The organism is Gordonia sp. YC-XJ4 (assembly GCF_059511865.1).
The window spans coordinates 5,513,015-5,530,136 of sequence record NZ_CM183447.1; the positions used below are offsets into that span (position 1 = coordinate 5,513,015).

Annotated in this window: 15 protein-coding genes and 1 pseudogene; 5 read left to right on the plus strand and 11 right to left on the minus strand. The window is 64.2% G+C overall.

Annotated elements, in window-relative coordinates; genetic code table 11:
* Positions 1 to 13: 13 nt before the first annotated feature.
* The 10 genes and pseudogenes from AC5ZH6_RS24660 to AC5ZH6_RS24705 form a co-directional block, all read right to left on the minus strand.
* Positions 14 to 592, minus strand: coding sequence for an Rv1363c family protein (locus AC5ZH6_RS24660; RefSeq protein WP_026919819.1), 579 nt, complete (start codon positions 590 to 592; stop codon positions 14 to 16).
* A complete protein-coding gene (locus AC5ZH6_RS24665) occupies positions 568 to 1,986 on the minus strand; it encodes an MCE family protein (protein ID WP_005201346.1) in 1,419 nt (472 codons plus the stop codon). Before AC5ZH6_RS24665 ends, AC5ZH6_RS24660 begins: the two co-directional genes overlap by 25 nt.
* 262 nt (positions 1,987 to 2,248) lie before the next feature.
* Positions 2,249 to 3,226: pseudogene (locus tag AC5ZH6_RS24670) on the minus strand (MCE family protein); the annotation flags it as partial.
* On the minus strand, positions 3,139 to 4,257 hold the full coding sequence (locus tag AC5ZH6_RS24675; RefSeq protein ID WP_020169772.1) for an MCE family protein: 1,119 nt from the start codon (positions 4,255 to 4,257) through the stop codon (positions 3,139 to 3,141). The pseudogene AC5ZH6_RS24670 and the gene AC5ZH6_RS24675, both read right to left, overlap by 88 nt.
* Entirely contained in the window at positions 4,254 to 5,243 is a 990-nt protein-coding gene (locus tag AC5ZH6_RS24680) for an MCE family protein (protein WP_005201341.1), read from the minus strand. Before AC5ZH6_RS24680 ends, AC5ZH6_RS24675 begins: the two co-directional genes overlap by 4 nt.
* 29 nt (positions 5,244 to 5,272) lie before the next feature.
* Entirely contained in the window at positions 5,273 to 6,313 is a 1,041-nt protein-coding gene (locus AC5ZH6_RS24685; protein ID WP_005201339.1) for an MCE family protein, read from the minus strand.
* Positions 6,310 to 7,476, minus strand: a complete 1,167-nt coding sequence (locus AC5ZH6_RS24690) for an MCE family protein (RefSeq protein WP_005201337.1) — start codon at positions 7,474 to 7,476, stop codon at positions 6,310 to 6,312. The genes AC5ZH6_RS24685 and AC5ZH6_RS24690 overlap by 4 nt, the downstream gene beginning before the upstream one ends.
* Positions 7,473 to 8,324 (minus strand): MlaE family ABC transporter permease, encoded by an 852-nt coding sequence (locus AC5ZH6_RS24695; RefSeq protein WP_006369842.1) that lies wholly within the window; start codon positions 8,322 to 8,324, stop codon positions 7,473 to 7,475. Before AC5ZH6_RS24695 ends, AC5ZH6_RS24690 begins: the two co-directional genes overlap by 4 nt.
* A gap of 57 nt (positions 8,325 to 8,381) precedes the next feature.
* Positions 8,382 to 9,197, minus strand: a complete 816-nt coding sequence (locus tag AC5ZH6_RS24700) for an MlaE family ABC transporter permease (protein ID WP_005201333.1) — start codon at positions 9,195 to 9,197, stop codon at positions 8,382 to 8,384.
* A complete protein-coding gene (locus AC5ZH6_RS24705; protein WP_005201331.1) occupies positions 9,194 to 10,966 on the minus strand; it encodes a GMC oxidoreductase in 1,773 nt (590 codons plus the stop codon). Before AC5ZH6_RS24705 ends, AC5ZH6_RS24700 begins: the two co-directional genes overlap by 4 nt.
* Before the next feature lie 249 nt (positions 10,967 to 11,215).
* Here AC5ZH6_RS24705 and AC5ZH6_RS24710 point away from each other — a divergent pair, with 249 nt between their 5' ends.
* A complete protein-coding gene (locus AC5ZH6_RS24710; RefSeq protein WP_005201328.1) occupies positions 11,216 to 11,824 on the plus strand; it encodes a TetR/AcrR family transcriptional regulator in 609 nt (202 codons plus the stop codon).
* A 543-nt stretch (positions 11,825 to 12,367) separates the two neighbouring features.
* On the opposite strand, the gene AC5ZH6_RS24715 is transcribed toward AC5ZH6_RS24710, so the two are convergent.
* A complete protein-coding gene (locus AC5ZH6_RS24715; RefSeq protein ID WP_005195135.1) occupies positions 12,368 to 13,384 on the minus strand; it encodes a helix-turn-helix domain-containing protein in 1,017 nt (338 codons plus the stop codon).
* 100 nt (positions 13,385 to 13,484) lie between these two features.
* Here AC5ZH6_RS24715 and AC5ZH6_RS24720 point away from each other — a divergent pair, with 100 nt between their 5' ends.
* Genes AC5ZH6_RS24720 through AC5ZH6_RS24735 form a run of 4 tightly spaced genes read left to right on the plus strand, consistent with a single transcriptional unit; the run spans position 13,485 to position 17,089 of the window.
* The gene (locus tag AC5ZH6_RS24720; protein ID WP_005195134.1) at positions 13,485 to 13,805 is read left to right on the plus strand and encodes a 2Fe-2S iron-sulfur cluster-binding protein; all 321 of its coding nucleotides are present in this window, start codon (positions 13,485 to 13,487) and stop codon (positions 13,803 to 13,805) included.
* Between the two features lie 25 nt (positions 13,806 to 13,830).
* A complete protein-coding gene (locus AC5ZH6_RS24725; RefSeq protein ID WP_005195133.1) occupies positions 13,831 to 15,222 on the plus strand; it encodes a cytochrome P450 in 1,392 nt (463 codons plus the stop codon).
* On the plus strand, positions 15,219 to 16,418 hold the full coding sequence (locus AC5ZH6_RS24730) for an NAD(P)/FAD-dependent oxidoreductase (RefSeq protein ID WP_005195132.1): 1,200 nt from the start codon (positions 15,219 to 15,221) through the stop codon (positions 16,416 to 16,418). The genes AC5ZH6_RS24725 and AC5ZH6_RS24730 overlap by 4 nt, the downstream gene beginning before the upstream one ends.
* The gene (locus tag AC5ZH6_RS24735; protein ID WP_266063774.1) at positions 16,415 to 17,089 is read left to right on the plus strand and encodes a transglutaminase-like domain-containing protein; all 675 of its coding nucleotides are present in this window, start codon (positions 16,415 to 16,417) and stop codon (positions 17,087 to 17,089) included. The genes AC5ZH6_RS24730 and AC5ZH6_RS24735 overlap by 4 nt, the downstream gene beginning before the upstream one ends.
* Positions 17,090 to 17,122 lie beyond the last annotated feature (33 nt).

Genomic DNA, 17,122 nt, shown 5'->3' on the forward strand with positions numbered 1-17,122 from the left:
GCGCTCCCCGCGTTCATGACACGAACTCCACGTTGCTGACCTTCCACGCATGGTCGGCGGCCGTCAGATCCACCTTCATCCGATAGACGCGTTGCTGCCCGTCGGGTGCCTCGGTGTTCTTGACGATCGAGCTGACCGCGGCCAGGACCCGCGCGGCGTCGTCGTCGGCGGTGATGATCCCCGCCTCCTTGACCGATCCAGTCGAGAGGACCTCGCCGGAGGAAAGGACCTGCTCGAACGACGTAGCCAGCTGTTCAAACTGCTGCTGAAAGGATCCGGTGGCGACGGACTTGATCCGATCCAGGTCGGCCTTCGACCGGCGGTAGTCGAGGCTGACGAGTCCGGCGACCACCTCGCGGGTGACGTCGAGTACCTCAGAGTTCCGCTTCTCGTCCTGCTTGGCCTGATAGAGATCGGTGCCCTTCACGCCGAGCAGCGCGAGCACCGCCACGAGGGCCGCCACCAGCGCCCACACGGTGACCACGGACCGGAGTGGAGCAGTGCCCGCCCCTTCGCCGGCGCTCTCCGGGCCGACCGCGTCGTCGTCGACTTCCGGACCGGTGGCCTCTACTTGATCAGTAACGACTGCCATGTCGCCTTTCCTTTCGCCGAAGCTGAGTTGGTGGGTGTTCCCACGAAGTACGTCACCCCGTCGGGCCCTCGGAACCTTCCGGTGGTCTCCGAATACGGCACCGGCTTCGACGCTGTACGTAAGCGCTTCGGCACCCTCTTCGCCCCTGGGTCACCGCCGGCGTCGCCCATAGAGTGCGGACGCGACAACATCTCCGGCCACGTGGACGGAAGTCCCCCGGGGCAATCGGCCACTAAGGGAGTCCTCACGCGGGGGTCGGTCGCGCACGGGACGTTCCGGGCGCCACGCGCCACCTTCGGGTTGTCGGGGCGCGCGTCGCAGTACTGGTCCGGAACCACCGGCACAGTCCGCATGTCCGATGCGTCACGACGTCGGCTGCCGCCATATCCCTCGGTGCACGGGGGCGGGTTCAGCGTGTTTCCGAGCTTGATGTCGAGTGGAGCCTGCGGACTCTGGCCGAGCGCGTAGCCGTCGACCGAGTTCAGGGTTCCCGACGTGAACGCCGGATAGACGGTCAGGATGTGCCGGAGGTTGGGGACGTTGACGCGCAGCACCTGTCCCACGGACTGGAGGTCGGCGAGCAGCGTCGGCAGCGTAGGCGTCAGCTCGGTCAGGGTGGCCGACACCTGGTCGGCTGCCGACGGGGTCTGGGTCAGCAGAGTCCGCAAGTGTTCATCGCTCAGCGCGAGCTGATCGGTGAACGACGCGAGGTTCGCCACCGCAGAGGTCAGGTCGGCGGCCACCCGGTTGCCAGTGGTCAACAGCGGTTCGGCGTCGTCGATCAGCCGGGTGGTGGGGCCGATATCGATCTGCGCCAACTCGAGCAGCCGCTGTGATGCGTCGATCAACCGAGCCAGGCGATCACCGGTCTGTCCTAGCCCGTCGGACACCTCGTCGACGGTCGTCTCCAGATTCTGGGGCGAGATCGTCGCAACGAGGTTCATGGTCCTCTCCAGGACGTCTTTTGTGGGCGTGGGCGCCTCATTGCCCTTGGCCGACAACACGTCTCCGTCCGTCAGCGCGGGCCCGCCGTTGTCGCGGGGAATCAGATCCACGTATTGTTCCCCGACCGCAGACTGACTCCTGATGTGCGCCGCACTGTTTCGCGGGATCGTGTTGTCCGAATCGATGCGCAGGGTGATGCGAACCGGCGCCGACAAGTCGGCCAGATCGACGTCTACCGAATCCACCCGTCCCACGGTTACACCTCGATAGGTCACCAGTCCGGTCTCGTAAATGCCGCCGGCGGTGTCGAACTCGGCGACCACGCGATACGATCCGATGCCGGTGACCCGACCGATGCCGACGTAGGTGACAGTCCCGTAGACTACGCTGACCACGGTGAGGACAGCGAATACGACGAGCTGCCATCGCACCAGTCTGGTGAGTTTCATCGGGGGCCCCCATCCCGGCGGGCTGCGGTGAGGTCTTTTTCGATGGGCTGTGATCCGTTGTGGGGGTGCGCAGTCCGAATGGAGCGCGGAGTGGGTCCGCGGCTTGCCGCGAGGTCGCCATCCTGGCCAGGGCCACCTTGGGAATACTGCCGAGCACCTTGTCGCGTATGGCGCCCACCGACAGGTCGAGGGTCAGGAAGAGGTTCTGGTAGTCACCCTTCATTCCCTTGTCGATGACGGTCACCGGGAACGGAACGGTGAGCCCGACGATGAGCGAGCCGACCAGGTCGTCGCCGGACTCCTCGAGCCCCTTCAGTGCGGGACGGAGTTCCGCGGCAATGGAGTTCAGATCGGCGTTGCTGCGTGCGATCACGCTGCCCACCTTTGCGCCGAACACTCCTACGCGATCGAGCATCGTGACCAGCTCCTCGCGTTGGTCCGCCAGCACGGTCAGGGCGGGTTCCAGGTTGTCGATGCCCTCCGCCACGGTCGAACTCTGATCGGCCAGCGTGGCGCTGAGCTTGCCGAGCGAATCGATGGCGCGGCCGATGTCATCACGTTGCTTGTGTAGTCCGGAGACGAAGGTCTTGAGTTGAGATATCGCTCGGTTGGCAGCGGCTGTGCGGCCATCGGTGGCGTCGTTGAGCTCGGTCATGATCGACCGGAGCTGTTCGAGGCCACTGCCGTTGAGGATCAGCGACAAGGCCGCCAGCACCGACTCGGTCGACGGATAGGCTGCGGAGCTGTTGACATCGAGTGTGTCGCCGGGCAACAGCTTGCCCGGCGTCTGCTCCGCGGGAGGAATGAACTCCAGGTACTGCGCGCCCAGCACCGAGGTCTGTGCCAGCTTCACGGTCGAACCGTTCGGGATCTCCACTCCCTCGGAGAGCTCCACGTCCACTTCGGCGAACGACTCGCGCACTGTGATGGACCGGATCTGCCCGACATTCGCGTTGTCGAGCTTGACCAGGGAGTTCGACACCAGGTTCTGCACGTCGGCTAACTGGACGGTGATGCTGTAGCTGTCACCGGAGACGGCGTCGCCTGGCAGTGACAACGAGTTGGCGCCGTCGAACCGACAGCCCGCCACCGTCGACATCGCGACGGCCGCCGCGATCAGTCCCGCGCCGACGTGAAAGCGCTTGTGTCCCATCAGCGTCCTCCCTCCTCGGGGCGACCGGTCGAGCGTGCCATCTCGGACGTGATGACCCGGGTCAGGGTGGTCTCGGCCTTCTGGCATTCCGACTTGGGAGCGTCCACGGTTGTCAGCAGTGCACAGATGAGCGACACCGGATCCGGGAAGTCGGCCACCGCGAGACCGGCCGTCAGTGAGTTCGAGTCCGGGTCGTAGATGTTGTAGAGGTTCGACAGCGCGGTCGGCGCCGTGTGCAGGATCTGAGCCAGATCGTCCTGCCTGTCGACGAGCAGTCGGGACACCCTGGTGAGGTCCTTGACGTCACGGCTTAGCGCACCCTGGTTCTGCTTCAAGTAGTCGCGCAGGCGTGGGGCCATCGAGTTGAGGGCACGGATCGCGGCATCGAGTTGCGTCCGATTGTCGTCGAGCACGGCCGACGCGTCGTCGAGTTGCGAGGCGAAACCGACGATCTGCTGGTCGGCGGTGCGCAGCGCGGTGACGACCTGCTGGAGATTGCGGACTGTGCTGAACAGGTCGGGGCCGGCCGCGGAGAGCGTCCTCATCGCGTCGGAGAGCGCATCGACCGACTTCCGGAGTGAGCCGCCGCTGGTGTCGAGCGCACCGGCCGAGGTGTCGATGAGTCGGCTGAGCGCCCCCTTCTCATCGCCGGTGGAAGGTCCGAGTTGGTGCGCGAGGTCGGTCACCTGCTTCTTGATCTCGTCGTACCCGACCGGGACCGCGGTCCGGCCGACCTCCACCACGGCATCGTCTTTCAGCGCACCAGCCGGCGATCGCTTGACCGGGTTGACGAACTGAACATACCGACCGGAGACGAGGGTCGGCGCCACGATCGCCGCCCGTGCCTCGGAGTCCACGTACGCCGAGTCGTCGTACGAGACCTCGACGCGAACCTTCGCCGGTGTGGCCTCCACTGCTTCGACAGTGCCGATGGTGACGCCGCGCATCTTGACCGGATCGCCGACGAACAGCCCGGTGCCGTCCGTGAACCAGATTGTGGCCCGTGAGGTGTGCGTGCTCTCCCATACCTTCGCCGCGGTCACGGCCACCATGGCGACGATGACGAGGGCGATGACCGCGGGCCCGCCGAGTCGGTTGACGGCTGATGACGTGCTCATCGCCCGCCTCCCGGACTGCCCGGCTGCTGGCCGCGGAGATTGGCCGGCGTGATGTTCTGGAGCAGTACTGAGAAGAACGGTCCGCTGCCCAGGACGTCGGCGAATTGCATGACGAATGTGCGCATCCCCTTGATCGACTTTTCGAGGTTGGCGTAGTTGGCGTTGAGCGTGGCCGTCACCTGACGGACCTCCTCGAGCATCTGTGGGGTGGACGATCCGGTGTCATGGACGAACGTCTCTATCTCGGTGGATACTGCGCGCAGGCTGGTGAGCAGCCTGCGGATCACCTCGGCCCGATCGACGAGGGTCTCGAACAGCACCGACCCGTCGTCGATGAGCCTGGTGATGTTGCCCTTTCGCTCGGCCAGCACGTCGGAAACCGAATCGGCCTTCTGCAGAAGCGTCCGGATTCCGGCATCGCGCGACGACACCGTCCGTGCCGCAGCGGCGACGTTCTCCAGGGAGCCGCCGATGTCGGACGGGAGATCGTTCATGACCTTGTCGAGGCTCTCGACCGCGTCGACGACGCTCTTCTTGTCGGTGTCTCCGACGGTCTCGGTGAGCTGGTCGAGTGACTCGGTGAGGTCGAAGCCGGAACTTGTCCGCGACACCGGGATTCGGTCGCCGAGCTCGCCGGGGCCGGCGGTCGTGAGTTGGACGAAGCGACGCCCGAGCGCGGTCTCGACCTTGATCGAGGCCGTGGTCTCGGAACCGAGCTTCTCCCAGCCGTCGGTGAGCCGCATCGTCACGTCGACGTGGTCCTCGGCGAGCTCGATCGACTGCACACTCCCCGCGGCCACGCCGGCGATGTGCACTTCGTCGTCGGGATTCAGGCCACTGGCGTCGGAGAACTCGGCGACCACGACGGTCACGCCGGGCAGGAACGGAATCGAGCGGTAGTTGAACGCGAGCGCGAGAACCGCGAGTATCGCCCCGATTCCGATGAGACCGGCCCGGATTCGACGGCGGGAGTCGTCAGATCTCATGATGTTTTGACCTCATCTGGTTGTCTCCCTCACTTACAGCGCCGAGCTGGGACTTGGACCATCGGTGTGTCCGCATGTCCGCCGTCGAGCGTCGGATAGCGGATCGCGAGGCCGCACACGAAGAAGTTCACAAAACTGCCGTAGCCCGACGACCTGCCCAGAAGCCGATAGGCCTCCGGCATCTTCGCGAGCAGCATGTTGATCGTTGAAGTGTTGCTGTTCAGGTTCTGGGCCAGACCGCGCAGATGCTCGATGTCGGAGGTGAGATCGGGGCGGGCTCGGGACAGCAGCTCGTCGAGCTCGGTGGTCGCGCCCGCGATGTTCGTGAGGCCGTCGGCGATCAGCCGGCGATCACCGGCAAGCTCGGAGACCAGCTCCTGCAACTGGACGACGACGCTGCCGAAGGCCTCCCGGCGATCCGCTACCGTTACGAGCACGGTGTTCAGATCGGTGACCACCGATCCGATCGTCGCGTCGCGATCGGCGATGGTTTCGCCGAGTTCACCCATTTGGGTGATCAGATCGCTGATATCGGCTGTGCGGCCGTTGAGTACCGAGACCAGCGCAGCGGACAGCTTGTTGGTCTGCTCTGGATTCACCCCGGTCAGTAGGGGTTTGAACCCGTTGACGAGTGCATCCATGTCGAGAGCCGGCTTGGTCTGCGATACCGGGATCACGCTGTCGGCTGACCGCCTCCTACCCACGTCTCCGGGGTCGGTCTTCAGCTCGAGGTACCGATCACCGATCAGGTTCTTGTACCTGATGTAGGCGTTGGTGGTGGTCGTCACCGGGATGTGGGAGTCGACGTCCATACGGACCTCTGCTCCCAGACCCGTCTGCGCAGCCGCACCGGAGTCCACGATGTCCACATCGGTGACCTTCCCGACCACCACACCGGCCACCTTGACGTCGTCGCCGGTCCGCAGGCCGGATGCGGACATGAACTGAGCGCGGAAAACCGTTGTCGGACCGAAACGCAGGTCGCCGACGATCACGAACAGAGCCGAGGTGATCAGCGAGCTGACAGCGAGAAAGATCCCCAGCTTGATGGCCGGTCCGGTGATTGTCATTTCGTCATTCCGTAGATCATCGAGGCGAACGGGTTTCCGATGACGTCTTCGATCGACTTCACATCGCGGTACGCGTGACTGCCGTCGTCGAAGTCGACGTGCCCCGGCCCCTTTTCGCCGGGTGCGCGCGGGTAGCCGTAGCAGCTCGGTCCCGCCGTTCCTGCCGTGTGTTCGGGCGCGTCGATGCCCGGTCGGTATGGCGGGTCGCCGATGAGCAGGGTGCCGACGATGTCGAGGCCCGGTCTCGCTCCGCCGAACGCCCGCTCGAGATATTTGCGGCTCGTGTTCAGTCCGTCCAGGAAGCACGGGTAGATCGGTCCGTAGTCTCCGAGCACCTGCGCCGGCGGCGCCAGGGCGTCGGCGGCCTTCACCAGTGGCGTGCCCGCGTTAGTCATGAACCGGTTGCCGGTGTTCCCGAACTCGGTGAAGCTCAACAGGAACGCAGTCAGCTGCGACTGGTTCTCCACAATCGTCTTCGAGGTGGTGGTGAGGTGACGGACGGTGGCCATCAGGTCCGGTGACAGTCCGGCGAATGTGTCGAGATTGTCCGCACCGAGCTCGAGATCCCGTTGCAGAGTTGGCAGTGACTTGTTGAAGGTCGCGAGGTAGGTGTTCACCGAGTCGACCAGCTCGCCGAGCTTCTCGCCCCGATCGACGGTGCCGGTCTGCACAGCGGTCAGGGTTGCATTCACCCGCGCCGGGTCCACACGGTCGAGAATTCCGACAAGCAACTCGAAAGTGTCGTAGACCTCGACCGGCGTTTGCGAGGTGTCGATGGTGGCACCGGCGCTCAACGTCGATGCCGCCGGCTGCTCCGGCATCGTCAGCGCGACGTACTTGCGGCCGAAGAGCGTGGTCGGCTCCATCTCCGCCCGGACGTTCGTCGGCAGATCGCCGAGCTGGTCTTCCTCCACCGCCAGCTCGATGCGAGCGTGATCGCCGTACACGTCGACAGATGCGACACGACCGATCACTACGCCGTACAGCTTGACGTCCGATCCAGGCACCAGCAGCAGCCCCGTGCGCGGGGCGTTCAGGTAGATGGACCCGGTGGCCTGGAACCTGCCGTTGTACGACATCAGCGCAGCCACGACGACGCCCACCACCACGGCGAAGGCGACGAACGCGTACAGCAGGTGTTGTCTGCGTGAGTGTTCGATCATCCCGACACCCGCACAGTCGCGTGGACGCCGCCGTACAAGGCGATACCGACGATGAAGTCGACCATCATGATGATGATCAGTGACGTGCGGACGGCGTGGCCGACAGCGACGCCGACCCCGGCCGGTCCACCGCTGGCGTTGTAGCCGTAGTAGCAGTGCACCGCCATCACGGCGACCGCCATGACGATCACCTTCAACAGTGAGATCGCGATGTCACCGGGCTGCAAGAACAGCCGGAAGTAGTGGTCGTAGGTGCCCGGCGACTGGTCCGACAGGAACACGCTCACGAACTTGGTGGCGGCGTACCCGGTGAAGAGGGCGATCGCGTACAGCGGCACCACAGCGGCGAGTCCCGCCGCGATCCGCGTCGACACCAGATAGGGCAGCGACTGAACCGACATCACCTCGAGCGCGTCGATCTCCTCGCTCACGCGCATGGCACCGAGTTGCGCAGTGAAACCGGAGCCCACCGTCGCCGTGAGTGCGACGCCAGCAATGACCGGGATCGCTTCGCGGGTGTTGAAGAAGGCGGAAATGAAGCCCGACATCGCTTCCACACCGACGCGCCCCAGTGAACTCGATCCCTGTTGACCGACCTCGTATCCGGCTGCAGCCGTGAGGAATCCGATGATCACGACGGTCCCGCCGATGATGGCGAGTGCACCTGCGCCGAGCGACACCTCAGCTAGCAGGCGCAAGGTCTCGCGACGATAGTGGGTCATCGCCTTGGGTACCGCCCGCAGCGCCACCCCGTAGAACGCCAGTTTCTCTCCGAAGGATTCGGCGGGCTTCAGCGCCTTCCCGGCGTCCAACCGGTCGGTCAGTCGCCGCGACGGTTCGGTGGGCATCTGAGTCGATGTCAACGTGGTCCCTGCTCTTGTGTTCGCGCAGTCATGTCGAGGCCTTCAGTGCAGTGCGAGCGTGGTGATGACCGCGTTCGCGAGGAACAGCAGCACAAAGCTGAAGACAACGGTCTGGTTCACGGCGTCGCCGACACCCTTCGGTCCGCCTCCCGCGTTGAAGCCGAGATGGCAGGCCACCAGTGCGGCCAGCAGACCGAAGATGCCGGCCTTGAGCTCGCTGATGAGTAGGTCGGGAATTCCGGTGAGGATCGGGATCGCGGTGATGTATTGACCCGGCGTGGCACCTTGGAGGAAGACGCCGTACACGTATCCCCCGGCCAGGCCGATGGCGGTCACCAGGCCGTTCAGGAACACCGCGACGCCGCAGGAGGCGATCACGCGCGGAACTGCGAGTCGCTGGATCGGGTCGATACCGAGCACCTTCATGGCGTCGATCTCTTCGCGGATGGTGCGCGAACCGAGATCGGCGCAGATCGCGGTGGCACCTGCGCCCGCGACGACGAGAACCGTGACGATGGGTCCGATCTCTCGGATGACGGCCACACCCGCGCCCGCACCGGACAGGTCGATCGCACCGATCTCGTTCAGCAGAACGTTGATCTGGAACACCACCATGACGCAGAACGGGATCGACATCAGCATGGTCGGGACAATCGATACGCTCGCGATGAACCACGCCTGCGCCACCAGCTCACGCCACTGGAAGGGACGCCGTGGGAGCATCTTGACGATGCCCCAGAAGGTGAGGAAGAAGTCGCCGACCATTTCGGTACCGTGGCGCGCCTTCTTGAGAACCGGTGCGAGCGTTGACGATTGGCGTCGTTCCGGGAGCGCTGTTTCGGGGGCGAGTGCGCTCATCGGGCGTCGGAGCTCTCACGCGTTGCGGCCCGCGAGATCTTCTCGTCTGCCACTCGACGGACAGGAATGATGGGCAGTCGCAGCGCTCCAGGCGCCGAGACCGGCACGATCGGCGACCGGGGTTCGGTGGGCTCGATGCGCCGATAACCCGAACCCTGGATCGGGCGAAGGTCCTTCTCCCCCTTGTTCGGCCACAACGCGGCGGCCCGCTCGGCCTGAGCAGCTATGGTCAGCGACGGGTTGACGCCCAGATTCGCGGACACGGCCGAACCGTCGACCACACTCAGCGACGGATAGCCGTACACGCGGTGATATGGGTCGATCACACCGTTGTCCTCATCGTCCCCGATCACGCATCCGCCGAGGAAGTGTGCGGTCATCGGCACGTTGAACACCTCGCCCCACGTTCCGGCGGAGGTGCCGCCGATCTTCTCGGCGATGCGCCGCGTGGCTTCGTTGCCCGCGGGGATCCAGGTGGGATTGGGCTCGCCGTGCCCCTGCTTGCTGGTGAGCCGGCGACCGAACAGACCGCGCTTTGTGAAAGTGGTGATCGAGTTGTCGAGGTTTTGCATCACCAGTGCGATCACGGTCCGCTCGCTCCAGCCCTTCACCGCCAGGACACGTGCTGTGGCGAGTGGATCCCGGAGCGCGACGCCGATGAATCGCAGCCATCGCGGCAACCGTCCGTCGCCGTCGGTCATCGGCGCCTGCAACAACCCCATCGCGTTGGAGCCCTTGCCGTATCGGACGGGTTCGACGTGGGTGTCCGGCGTGGGGTAGAACGACGACGTGATCGCCACGCCCTTGGTGAGGTCGAGGGATTCGTCGACGCGGTAACGGGTGGCCCCGAGGATCGACTCGGAGTTGGTCCTGGTCAACTCGCCCAGTCGCGTCGAGAGCTCAGGAAGGCGGCCGGAGTCCTTGAGCTTGTGCAGCAACTGCTGGGTACCCCAGGTACCCGCCGCGAAGACGACATTGTGAGCGGTGAACGCCTTCTCGCGCTTACGAATCCAGGCACCGGTCTTGACTGTGTCGACTGTCCAGGAGCCATCGGGTCGCTGACGCACGTCGGTGACGGTGGTCAGCGGATTCACCACCACTCCAGCGCGTTCGGCGAGCCCGAGGTAGTTCTTGAGCAGCGTGTTCTTGGCACCGTGACGGCAACCTGTCATGCACTCGCCGCACTCGATGCAGCCGGTGCGATCCGGTCCGACCCCACCGAAGTAGGGATCCGACACGGTACGACCGGGCTCGCCGAAGTACACCCCGACCGGAGTCTGGACAAACGTGTCGCCGACACTCATGTCGTCGGCCACCGACCGGATGATCTCGTCGGCAGGCGTCATGTGCGGGTTGGTGACCACGCCCAGCATGCGACGCGCCTGGTCGTAGTAGGGCGTCAGCTCGTCTTCCCAGTCTGTGATGTGCGCCCACTGCGGATCGCCGAAGAATGCTGATCCCGGCTGGTAGAGGGTGTTGGCGTAGTTGAGAGAGCCCCCCCCGACTCCCGCCCCGGCCAAGATGACACAGTCGCGAAGTAGGTGGATGCGCTGAATCCCGTACGCACCCAGCTTCGGCGCCCACAGGAATCGTCGAACGTCCCAGCTGGTCTTGGCGAAGTCCGCATCGTCGAATCTGCGGCCGGCTTCGAGAACGCCGACCCGGTAGCCCTTCTCTGCCAGGCGAAGGGCGGTGACGCTGCCGCCGAACCCGGAGCCGATCACCAGGACGTCGTAGTCGGTGTCTTTCTCGCTCGCCTCAGCGTTCATTGGATGCTCGCAATCGTCTGTGGGCGTGGGTATTACGTGGCTGATTGAGCCTCTACAGGAACACGTCCCTGTGATGACCGTGTGCCGGTCGCCGCTTCTGTCCGTCCTGGCCAAGCGGGGCGGTGCGGTCGGACACAGTGTGTTGACACTGTGAGATGAACTGTATTGTTTTTACACATAATTGCCTAATGTGTCAAACACTCAGGCGGGCGCCTTAGGCCTGCATGCCAATTCGGGCATGATGGACACATGGCTACGCCCCCGAGCTTCCACGACGAAGTACGCGACCTGCTGCGCGATCGCATACTCGACTCCGCTCGCGATCTCGTGGTGGAACGGGGATGGTCCGCGGTGAACATGTCCCGGGTGGCGCGCGAGGTCGGAATCAGCCGTACGACCCTCTACAACGAGGTCGGGACCAGGGATCAGCTTGCGGCATCGCTGATCGCACGCGAGGCAGACCGCTTCCTCCACGGGGTCGTCGAGGGCATCGCGGACGAACAGGACATCGTTGACGGACTCACAGCCGCCGCGGAGCGCACACTGACCCTTGGTGAGGACAACGAGCTTCTGATGTCGATCATCTCGGGCAGACTCCAGGGCGGCGAACTCCTGTCGCTGGTCACCGTCGACTCAGAGGTCGTCCTCGGGCGGGCGACGCAGGTGGTAGCCGATCAGATCCGTTCTCGGAAGCCCGATCTCGACGAATTCGCGCTGGAGTCGATCACCGAGATCTTCGTACGACTCACCGTGAGCCACCTGCTCCAGCTCCGGGGTTCGCGTGCCGAATCCGTCGTGCAGATCCACGCTGTCATTCTCGCCTTGTTCGCAAGCCCGCCAGCTCCCCCGGCGGGATGACGCGTGGACGGAACAAGCCAAGCCGAGCGCTTTGAGAACACTGATCCCCATCTTCGGGAATCGCTTGTGCAGCCAGGTGGCCAGCGCCATTCCCAGGGAAAGATGGCCTCACGCCGGTTGGTGCGTATCGCCCGGACAGTTCGTCGAGCGACGTCTTCGGGCTCCAGAACCGGAAACCACTGCGACATCCGGGGGTACCACCCCATGTCTGCATCGTTCCGTTCGAAGTAGTCGGTGTTGACCTCCGAAGGGCAGACGAGTGAGACTCCGATGCCATAACGACCGACTTCCTCGCCGAGACTGTTCGAGAACCCCACCATGGCGGCCATAACGGTGGCTAGAACGAACCGGCTGGTGTCCTCGGCGAGGCGGCAGACGTTGAGGTGTGGCTGAGAATTGCCGCGTAGGCGATGCTGGCTGACTTGTAACGACCGTGCGCTTCGGACGGGGCGGGCCCGGGTTACCGTATCGAAACGTTATGAACCAGTCGCGAAATTCGTTGTGGTGTAATCAGCTGACGCCCCGATTGGGCTGGTCGAGCATTCATGCGGCTGGCGGGCGTGCACGTCGAAGTCGAAACTGCGACGGGGAGCAGCCGACCCACCGAGCAAACGCATGAGAAAAGCTTGCGACGTCGCAGTACCCCAGTTCGGTAGCAATCTGGCCGATTCCGACGCCGGGATCGAGAAGTCGGAGGATGGCGTGCTCCTGCATGAATTGCTGTCGTAGGCGGCGCAGGGTGGTGCCCTCGGCGTGTAGGTGCCGTTTGAGTGTGCTTACCGATACCGACAGCTCTGCTGCGATCCGACTAGCGTTGACTCGAGCAGGGTCTGCATCAAACTGGGCTCGGACGCGCTGCGTGTACGAGTTGTGACGCCGCTGATCGCAGAGCCGTCGCAGTTCGGCGGTACCGATCCGGTAGGCGACGGGATCGGAAAAGCGGCACACCTCATGAAGCGCCTCGGCTGGTATGCGAACAAATGACGCTGGCGCATCGAAGACGACTCGATGCCCTATCTCTCCCACGTTCAGCGGCTCGGTCGGCGCCGGGCAGGTCAGGTGTAACTCTGCTGAGGACACATCTCCTGTGAGTATTTTCACCAGACGCAGAACGGTCAGGCCCCCATAAGTGACGGCAAAGCAGTCGGTACCCGCGCTGTCGGTGCGCCCTGCGAGACCGATGGTAAGACCACTGGCGCCATGATGAAAGTCCGCACTTAGCGCCGTCGAGATCAACGGCAGAAAACGAAGCAACTCGACGATGTCAACGACCGACCCGGCACTGACCAGCGGCAGGCTCAGTGGACCGAAGGAGGTCAGCTGAGCGTGCTCAGCGAATGCGAGGCCCAGCCGAAACCCGTCGTGCGGCCCCATCGTCGGATACACGTCATGAAACCATTGCATCGGCACCTGCGCTTCTTGCGTGATCAACGTTCTGAGGTCGGTGCCCTCCTGGGCCATTATCCGACCGAATGCGCTCGTCGCCTCCGTGCCCAGCGCACCGCTGTCGAGAAGCTGTGCAAACGCCAACGGGGGCACACCGGATTCACCGAGGGTCACGTGAGCCAGATTAACAACAGATTGCGACGTTCACACATGGATCGGTCGGGATCCGCACATTCACACTCAAGGGGAACCTCATACGTGCAAGGAGGTGGCCATGGCCACGATCACATACATCACCCACGATGGAGACGACTACGAAGCCGATCTCGTGGAGGGGAAGTCGCTCATGCAGACCGCCGTCGACGAAGCCGTCCCCGGCATCGACGGTGATTGTGGTGGCGAAGCGGCCTGCGGTACGTGTCACGTCATTGTCGACCCGGCGTGGATCAAGACCGTCGGGCGCAGCGGCGAGGGCGAGGAAGAGATGCTGAGCATGCATCCGGAACGGGAAGGAACCTCGCGGCTGTCCTGCCAGATGATCGCGACTGAGGAGTGGGACGGCCTGACTGTTCGCCTCCCGGAATTCCAACTCTGACCCGCAACGACGAAGGAATGCAATCATGAGCATCGCAGCCACCGTCGCCGAGAAGGCGCAATCAATGATCCCGATCGACCTTCAGATCCGGGGGGCGCATGTCTATGACAAGACCCGCCGAATCGTCACAAGGACCGACGGCCAGAAGATCTTCACCGAGACCCCGATCCCGCCGGTGGACGAGGTCGATCTCGCCGAAATCGACCTGAGTAACCCGTTCCTGTATCGCCAGGGTATGTGGCGCTCGTACTTCGAGCGTGTCCGCAACGAGGCGCCGGTGCACTTCCGTTCGGAGAGCCCCTTCGGTCCGTTCTGGTCGGTCACGCGACACGCCGACATCATCGCGGTCGACAAGAATCACGAGGCGTTCTCCGCCGAACCGTTCATCATCATCGGCAGGCCCCCGCGTTTCATGGACATCGCGATGTTCATCGCGATGGATCCGCCCCGGCACGACAAGCAGCGCGCCGCAGTGCAGGGCGTGGTGGCTCCGAAGAACCTTCGTGAGATGGAGGGGCTCATCCGCGCGCGCGTCCGCGAAGTCCTCGACGGACTCCCACTCAACGAGCCGTTTGACTGGGTCCAGACTGTGTCGATCGAACTCACTGCACGCATGCTCGCGACGCTACTTGACTTCCCTTACGACAAGCGGCACAAGCTGGTCGAATGGTCCGACCTCGCGACCTCGATGGAGCAGGCCAACGGCGGCCCCTCGGACAACGACAGGGTCTTCCGTGAGATGGTCGCGATGGCGCAAGGCCTGAGTTCGCTGTGGCGGGACAAGGCGGCACGTACCGTGGCCGGCGAAGAGCCTGGCTTCGACCTCATCACCATGCTGCAAAGCAACGAGGACACCAAGAACCTCCTCGACGATCGCCCCATGGAGTTCCTCGGTAACCTCGTGCTGCTGATCGTCGGCGGCAATGACACGACCCGCAACTCCATGAGCGGCGGAGTGCTGGCCCTCAACGAATACCCCGAGCAGTTCGAGAAGCTCAAGGCCAACCCCGACCTCATCCCCAACGCGGTGTCGGAGATCATCCGCTGGCAGACCCCTCTTGCTTACATGCGCAGGGTCGCCAAGAAGGACGTCATGCTCGGCGGCCAGTTCATCCGCAAGGGTGACAAGGTGGTGATGTGGTACGCCTCGGGCAACCGAGACGAGCGCGTCTTCGAGCGTCCAGACGAGCTCATCATCGACCGGGCCAACGCCCGCAACCACATCGCGTTCGGTTTCGGTGTACACCGCTGCATGGGCAACCGGCTCGCCGAGCTCCAGCTACGCATCCTGTGGGAGGAGCTCCTCCCTCGCTTCGACAACATCGAGGTGGTGGGTGAGCCGGAGTACGTGCAATCGAACTTTGTCCGTGGGATCAGCAAGATGATGGTTCGCCTGACCCCCAAGGGGGAAATGTGACGGCTGATCAGGTCGTCATCCTCGGCGCGAGCCACGCCGGCGTCCAACTCGCGGGCGCTCTCCGAAAGGAGAAATGGGCCGGGGATGTCTTGCTGATCGGCGACGAGGGCAGGCTCCCCTACCAGCGTCCACCGCTGTCCAAGGCATACCTGGCAGGTGCATCACAGCTTGATGACTGCGCGATCCGCGGACGTCAGTTCTACGACAAGCAGCGGATCGAGCTCGTGGACGGAACGGCGACGGCGATCAACCGTTCCGCGCACACTGTCACCCTCAACAGTGGAGACGTGGTGTCTTACGCCACGCTGGCACTGTGCACCGGCGCGCGCGCCCGCGCGCTGACCGTTCCGGGCGCCGAGTTGACGGGCGTCCACTACTTGCGCACCGCCACCGACGTCGAGGCCATCCGTGCCGCGGTGGTGCCAGGTTGCCGGGCCGTCATCGTCGGCGGCGGCTATATCGGCCTGGAGACGGCCGCCTCACTTCGAGCTCAGGGTGTGGACGTCACTGTTCTCGAGGCTGCGGAACGCGTGCTCGAGCGGGTGACCGCGCCGGTGGTCTCGAGGTTTTTCGACCGTACCCACCGGACCGAGGGTGTCGATGTTCGCACCAGCGCGTTGGTCGAGGGTTTTCGCGGGGAGGGGCGAGTCGAAGAGGTGGTGCTCGCCGACGGTGAGACCCTGGCCGCGGACCTCGTCATCGTCGGTGTCGGCATCATTCCCAACACGGATCTCGCGGTCGCCGCGGGCCTCGAGGTTGACGACGGAGTCATCGTCGACGACCATGCACGCACCAGCGACCCCGACATCGTCGCCGCCGGCGACTGCGTCAACCAACGGATCGCACGGTACGACAGGCGCGTCCGCCTCGAATGTGTGGCGGCCGCCACCGAGCAGGCCAAGGTCGCGGCAGCGACCATCTGCGGCAACGAAGCCGGTCTCACCGCGCTGCCTTGGTTCTGGTCCGATCAATACGATCTGAAGCTGCAGATCGCCGGGCTCAACACCGGGTACGACGAGGTACTGGTCAGCGGTGACCCTGACCACGACCGTGACTTCACCTGTTACTACTTCAACGACGGCGAGCTGATCGCCGCGGACTGCGTCAACAGACCCAAGGATTTCATGAACGCGAAGCGTACGATCGCACAGCGTTCGTCGCTCGACAGGTCCGAACTGATCGGAGCCACACCATGACCACATCACCCGCGGCAGCGGAAAGGCCGGCGGCGGCGCTCACAGCATCGACCTTCCTCGACATCCATCACGCGACCGTGCAGGCCTTCACCCAAGACGCGGTCGGCGACGCGGACACCGATCGCGAGAAGGCGCGGCGCCTCTTCGCCGCAGTCCGAGACCAGATCCGTTACGACCCCTACACCGTCTCTGACAAGCCCGATCATTACCGGGCCAGCCATGTCATCGAGTCCGGACGTGGGTACTGCGTACCCAAAGCGGTCGTACTGACAGCCGCGTTCCGCGCGGCAAACATACCGGCCCGGCTCGGCTTCGCTGATGTACGCAATCATCTGCAGACCGACGCGCTGCGCGAACTCATGGGAACCGACGTCTTCGTATATCACGGATACAGCCACGTCTACATCGAGGGGCGCTGGTTGAAAGCTACACCCGCGTTCAACATTGAATTGTGCACTCGATTCGGGGTCCCACCTATCGACTTCACCGGCGATCGCGACGCGTTGTTTCACGCGCACGCGGCGGACGGCTCCGCGCACATGGAGTACGTGCACGAACGCGGCGTCTACAACGACTTGCCCCTCGAGGAAATCCTGGCGGGCCTGCGGCATGCCTACGGCCCTCGGATCTTCTCGGGACGGCCAGCTCCGTCCGACGCATTCCGCGCATAGTGTGCGCTCCGGCGGGCTACCGCCGCAGGTTAC

Excerpts from the sequence above, each read along its gene's own strand:
- AC5ZH6_RS24660 (WP_026919819.1), bottom strand. The coding sequence starts at position 592 with ATGGCAGTCGTTACTGATCAAGTAGAGGCCACCGGTCCGGAAGTCGAC.
- AC5ZH6_RS24665 (WP_005201346.1), bottom strand. The coding sequence starts at position 1,986 with ATGAAACTCACCAGACTGGTGCGATGGCAGCTCGTCGTATTCGCTGTC.
- AC5ZH6_RS24675 (WP_020169772.1), bottom strand. The coding sequence starts at position 4,257 with ATGAGCACGTCATCAGCCGTCAACCGACTCGGCGGGCCCGCGGTCATC.
- AC5ZH6_RS24680 (WP_005201341.1), bottom strand. The coding sequence starts at position 5,243 with ATGAGATCTGACGACTCCCGCCGTCGAATCCGGGCCGGTCTCATCGGA.
- AC5ZH6_RS24685 (WP_005201339.1), bottom strand. The coding sequence starts at position 6,313 with ATGACAATCACCGGACCGGCCATCAAGCTGGGGATCTTTCTCGCTGTC.
- AC5ZH6_RS24690 (WP_005201337.1), bottom strand. The coding sequence starts at position 7,476 with ATGATCGAACACTCACGCAGACAACACCTGCTGTACGCGTTCGTCGCC.
- AC5ZH6_RS24695 (WP_006369842.1), bottom strand. The coding sequence starts at position 8,324 with ATGCCCACCGAACCGTCGCGGCGACTGACCGACCGGTTGGACGCCGGG.
- AC5ZH6_RS24700 (WP_005201333.1), bottom strand. The coding sequence starts at position 9,197 with ATGAGCGCACTCGCCCCCGAAACAGCGCTCCCGGAACGACGCCAATCG.
- AC5ZH6_RS24705 (WP_005201331.1), bottom strand. The coding sequence starts at position 10,966 with ATGAACGCTGAGGCGAGCGAGAAAGACACCGACTACGACGTCCTGGTG.
- AC5ZH6_RS24710 (WP_005201328.1), top strand. The coding sequence starts at position 11,216 with ATGGCTACGCCCCCGAGCTTCCACGACGAAGTACGCGACCTGCTGCGC.
- AC5ZH6_RS24720 (WP_005195134.1), top strand. The coding sequence starts at position 13,485 with ATGGCCACGATCACATACATCACCCACGATGGAGACGACTACGAAGCC.
- AC5ZH6_RS24725 (WP_005195133.1), top strand. The coding sequence starts at position 13,831 with ATGAGCATCGCAGCCACCGTCGCCGAGAAGGCGCAATCAATGATCCCG.
- AC5ZH6_RS24735 (WP_266063774.1), top strand. The coding sequence starts at position 16,415 with ATGACCACATCACCCGCGGCAGCGGAAAGGCCGGCGGCGGCGCTCACA.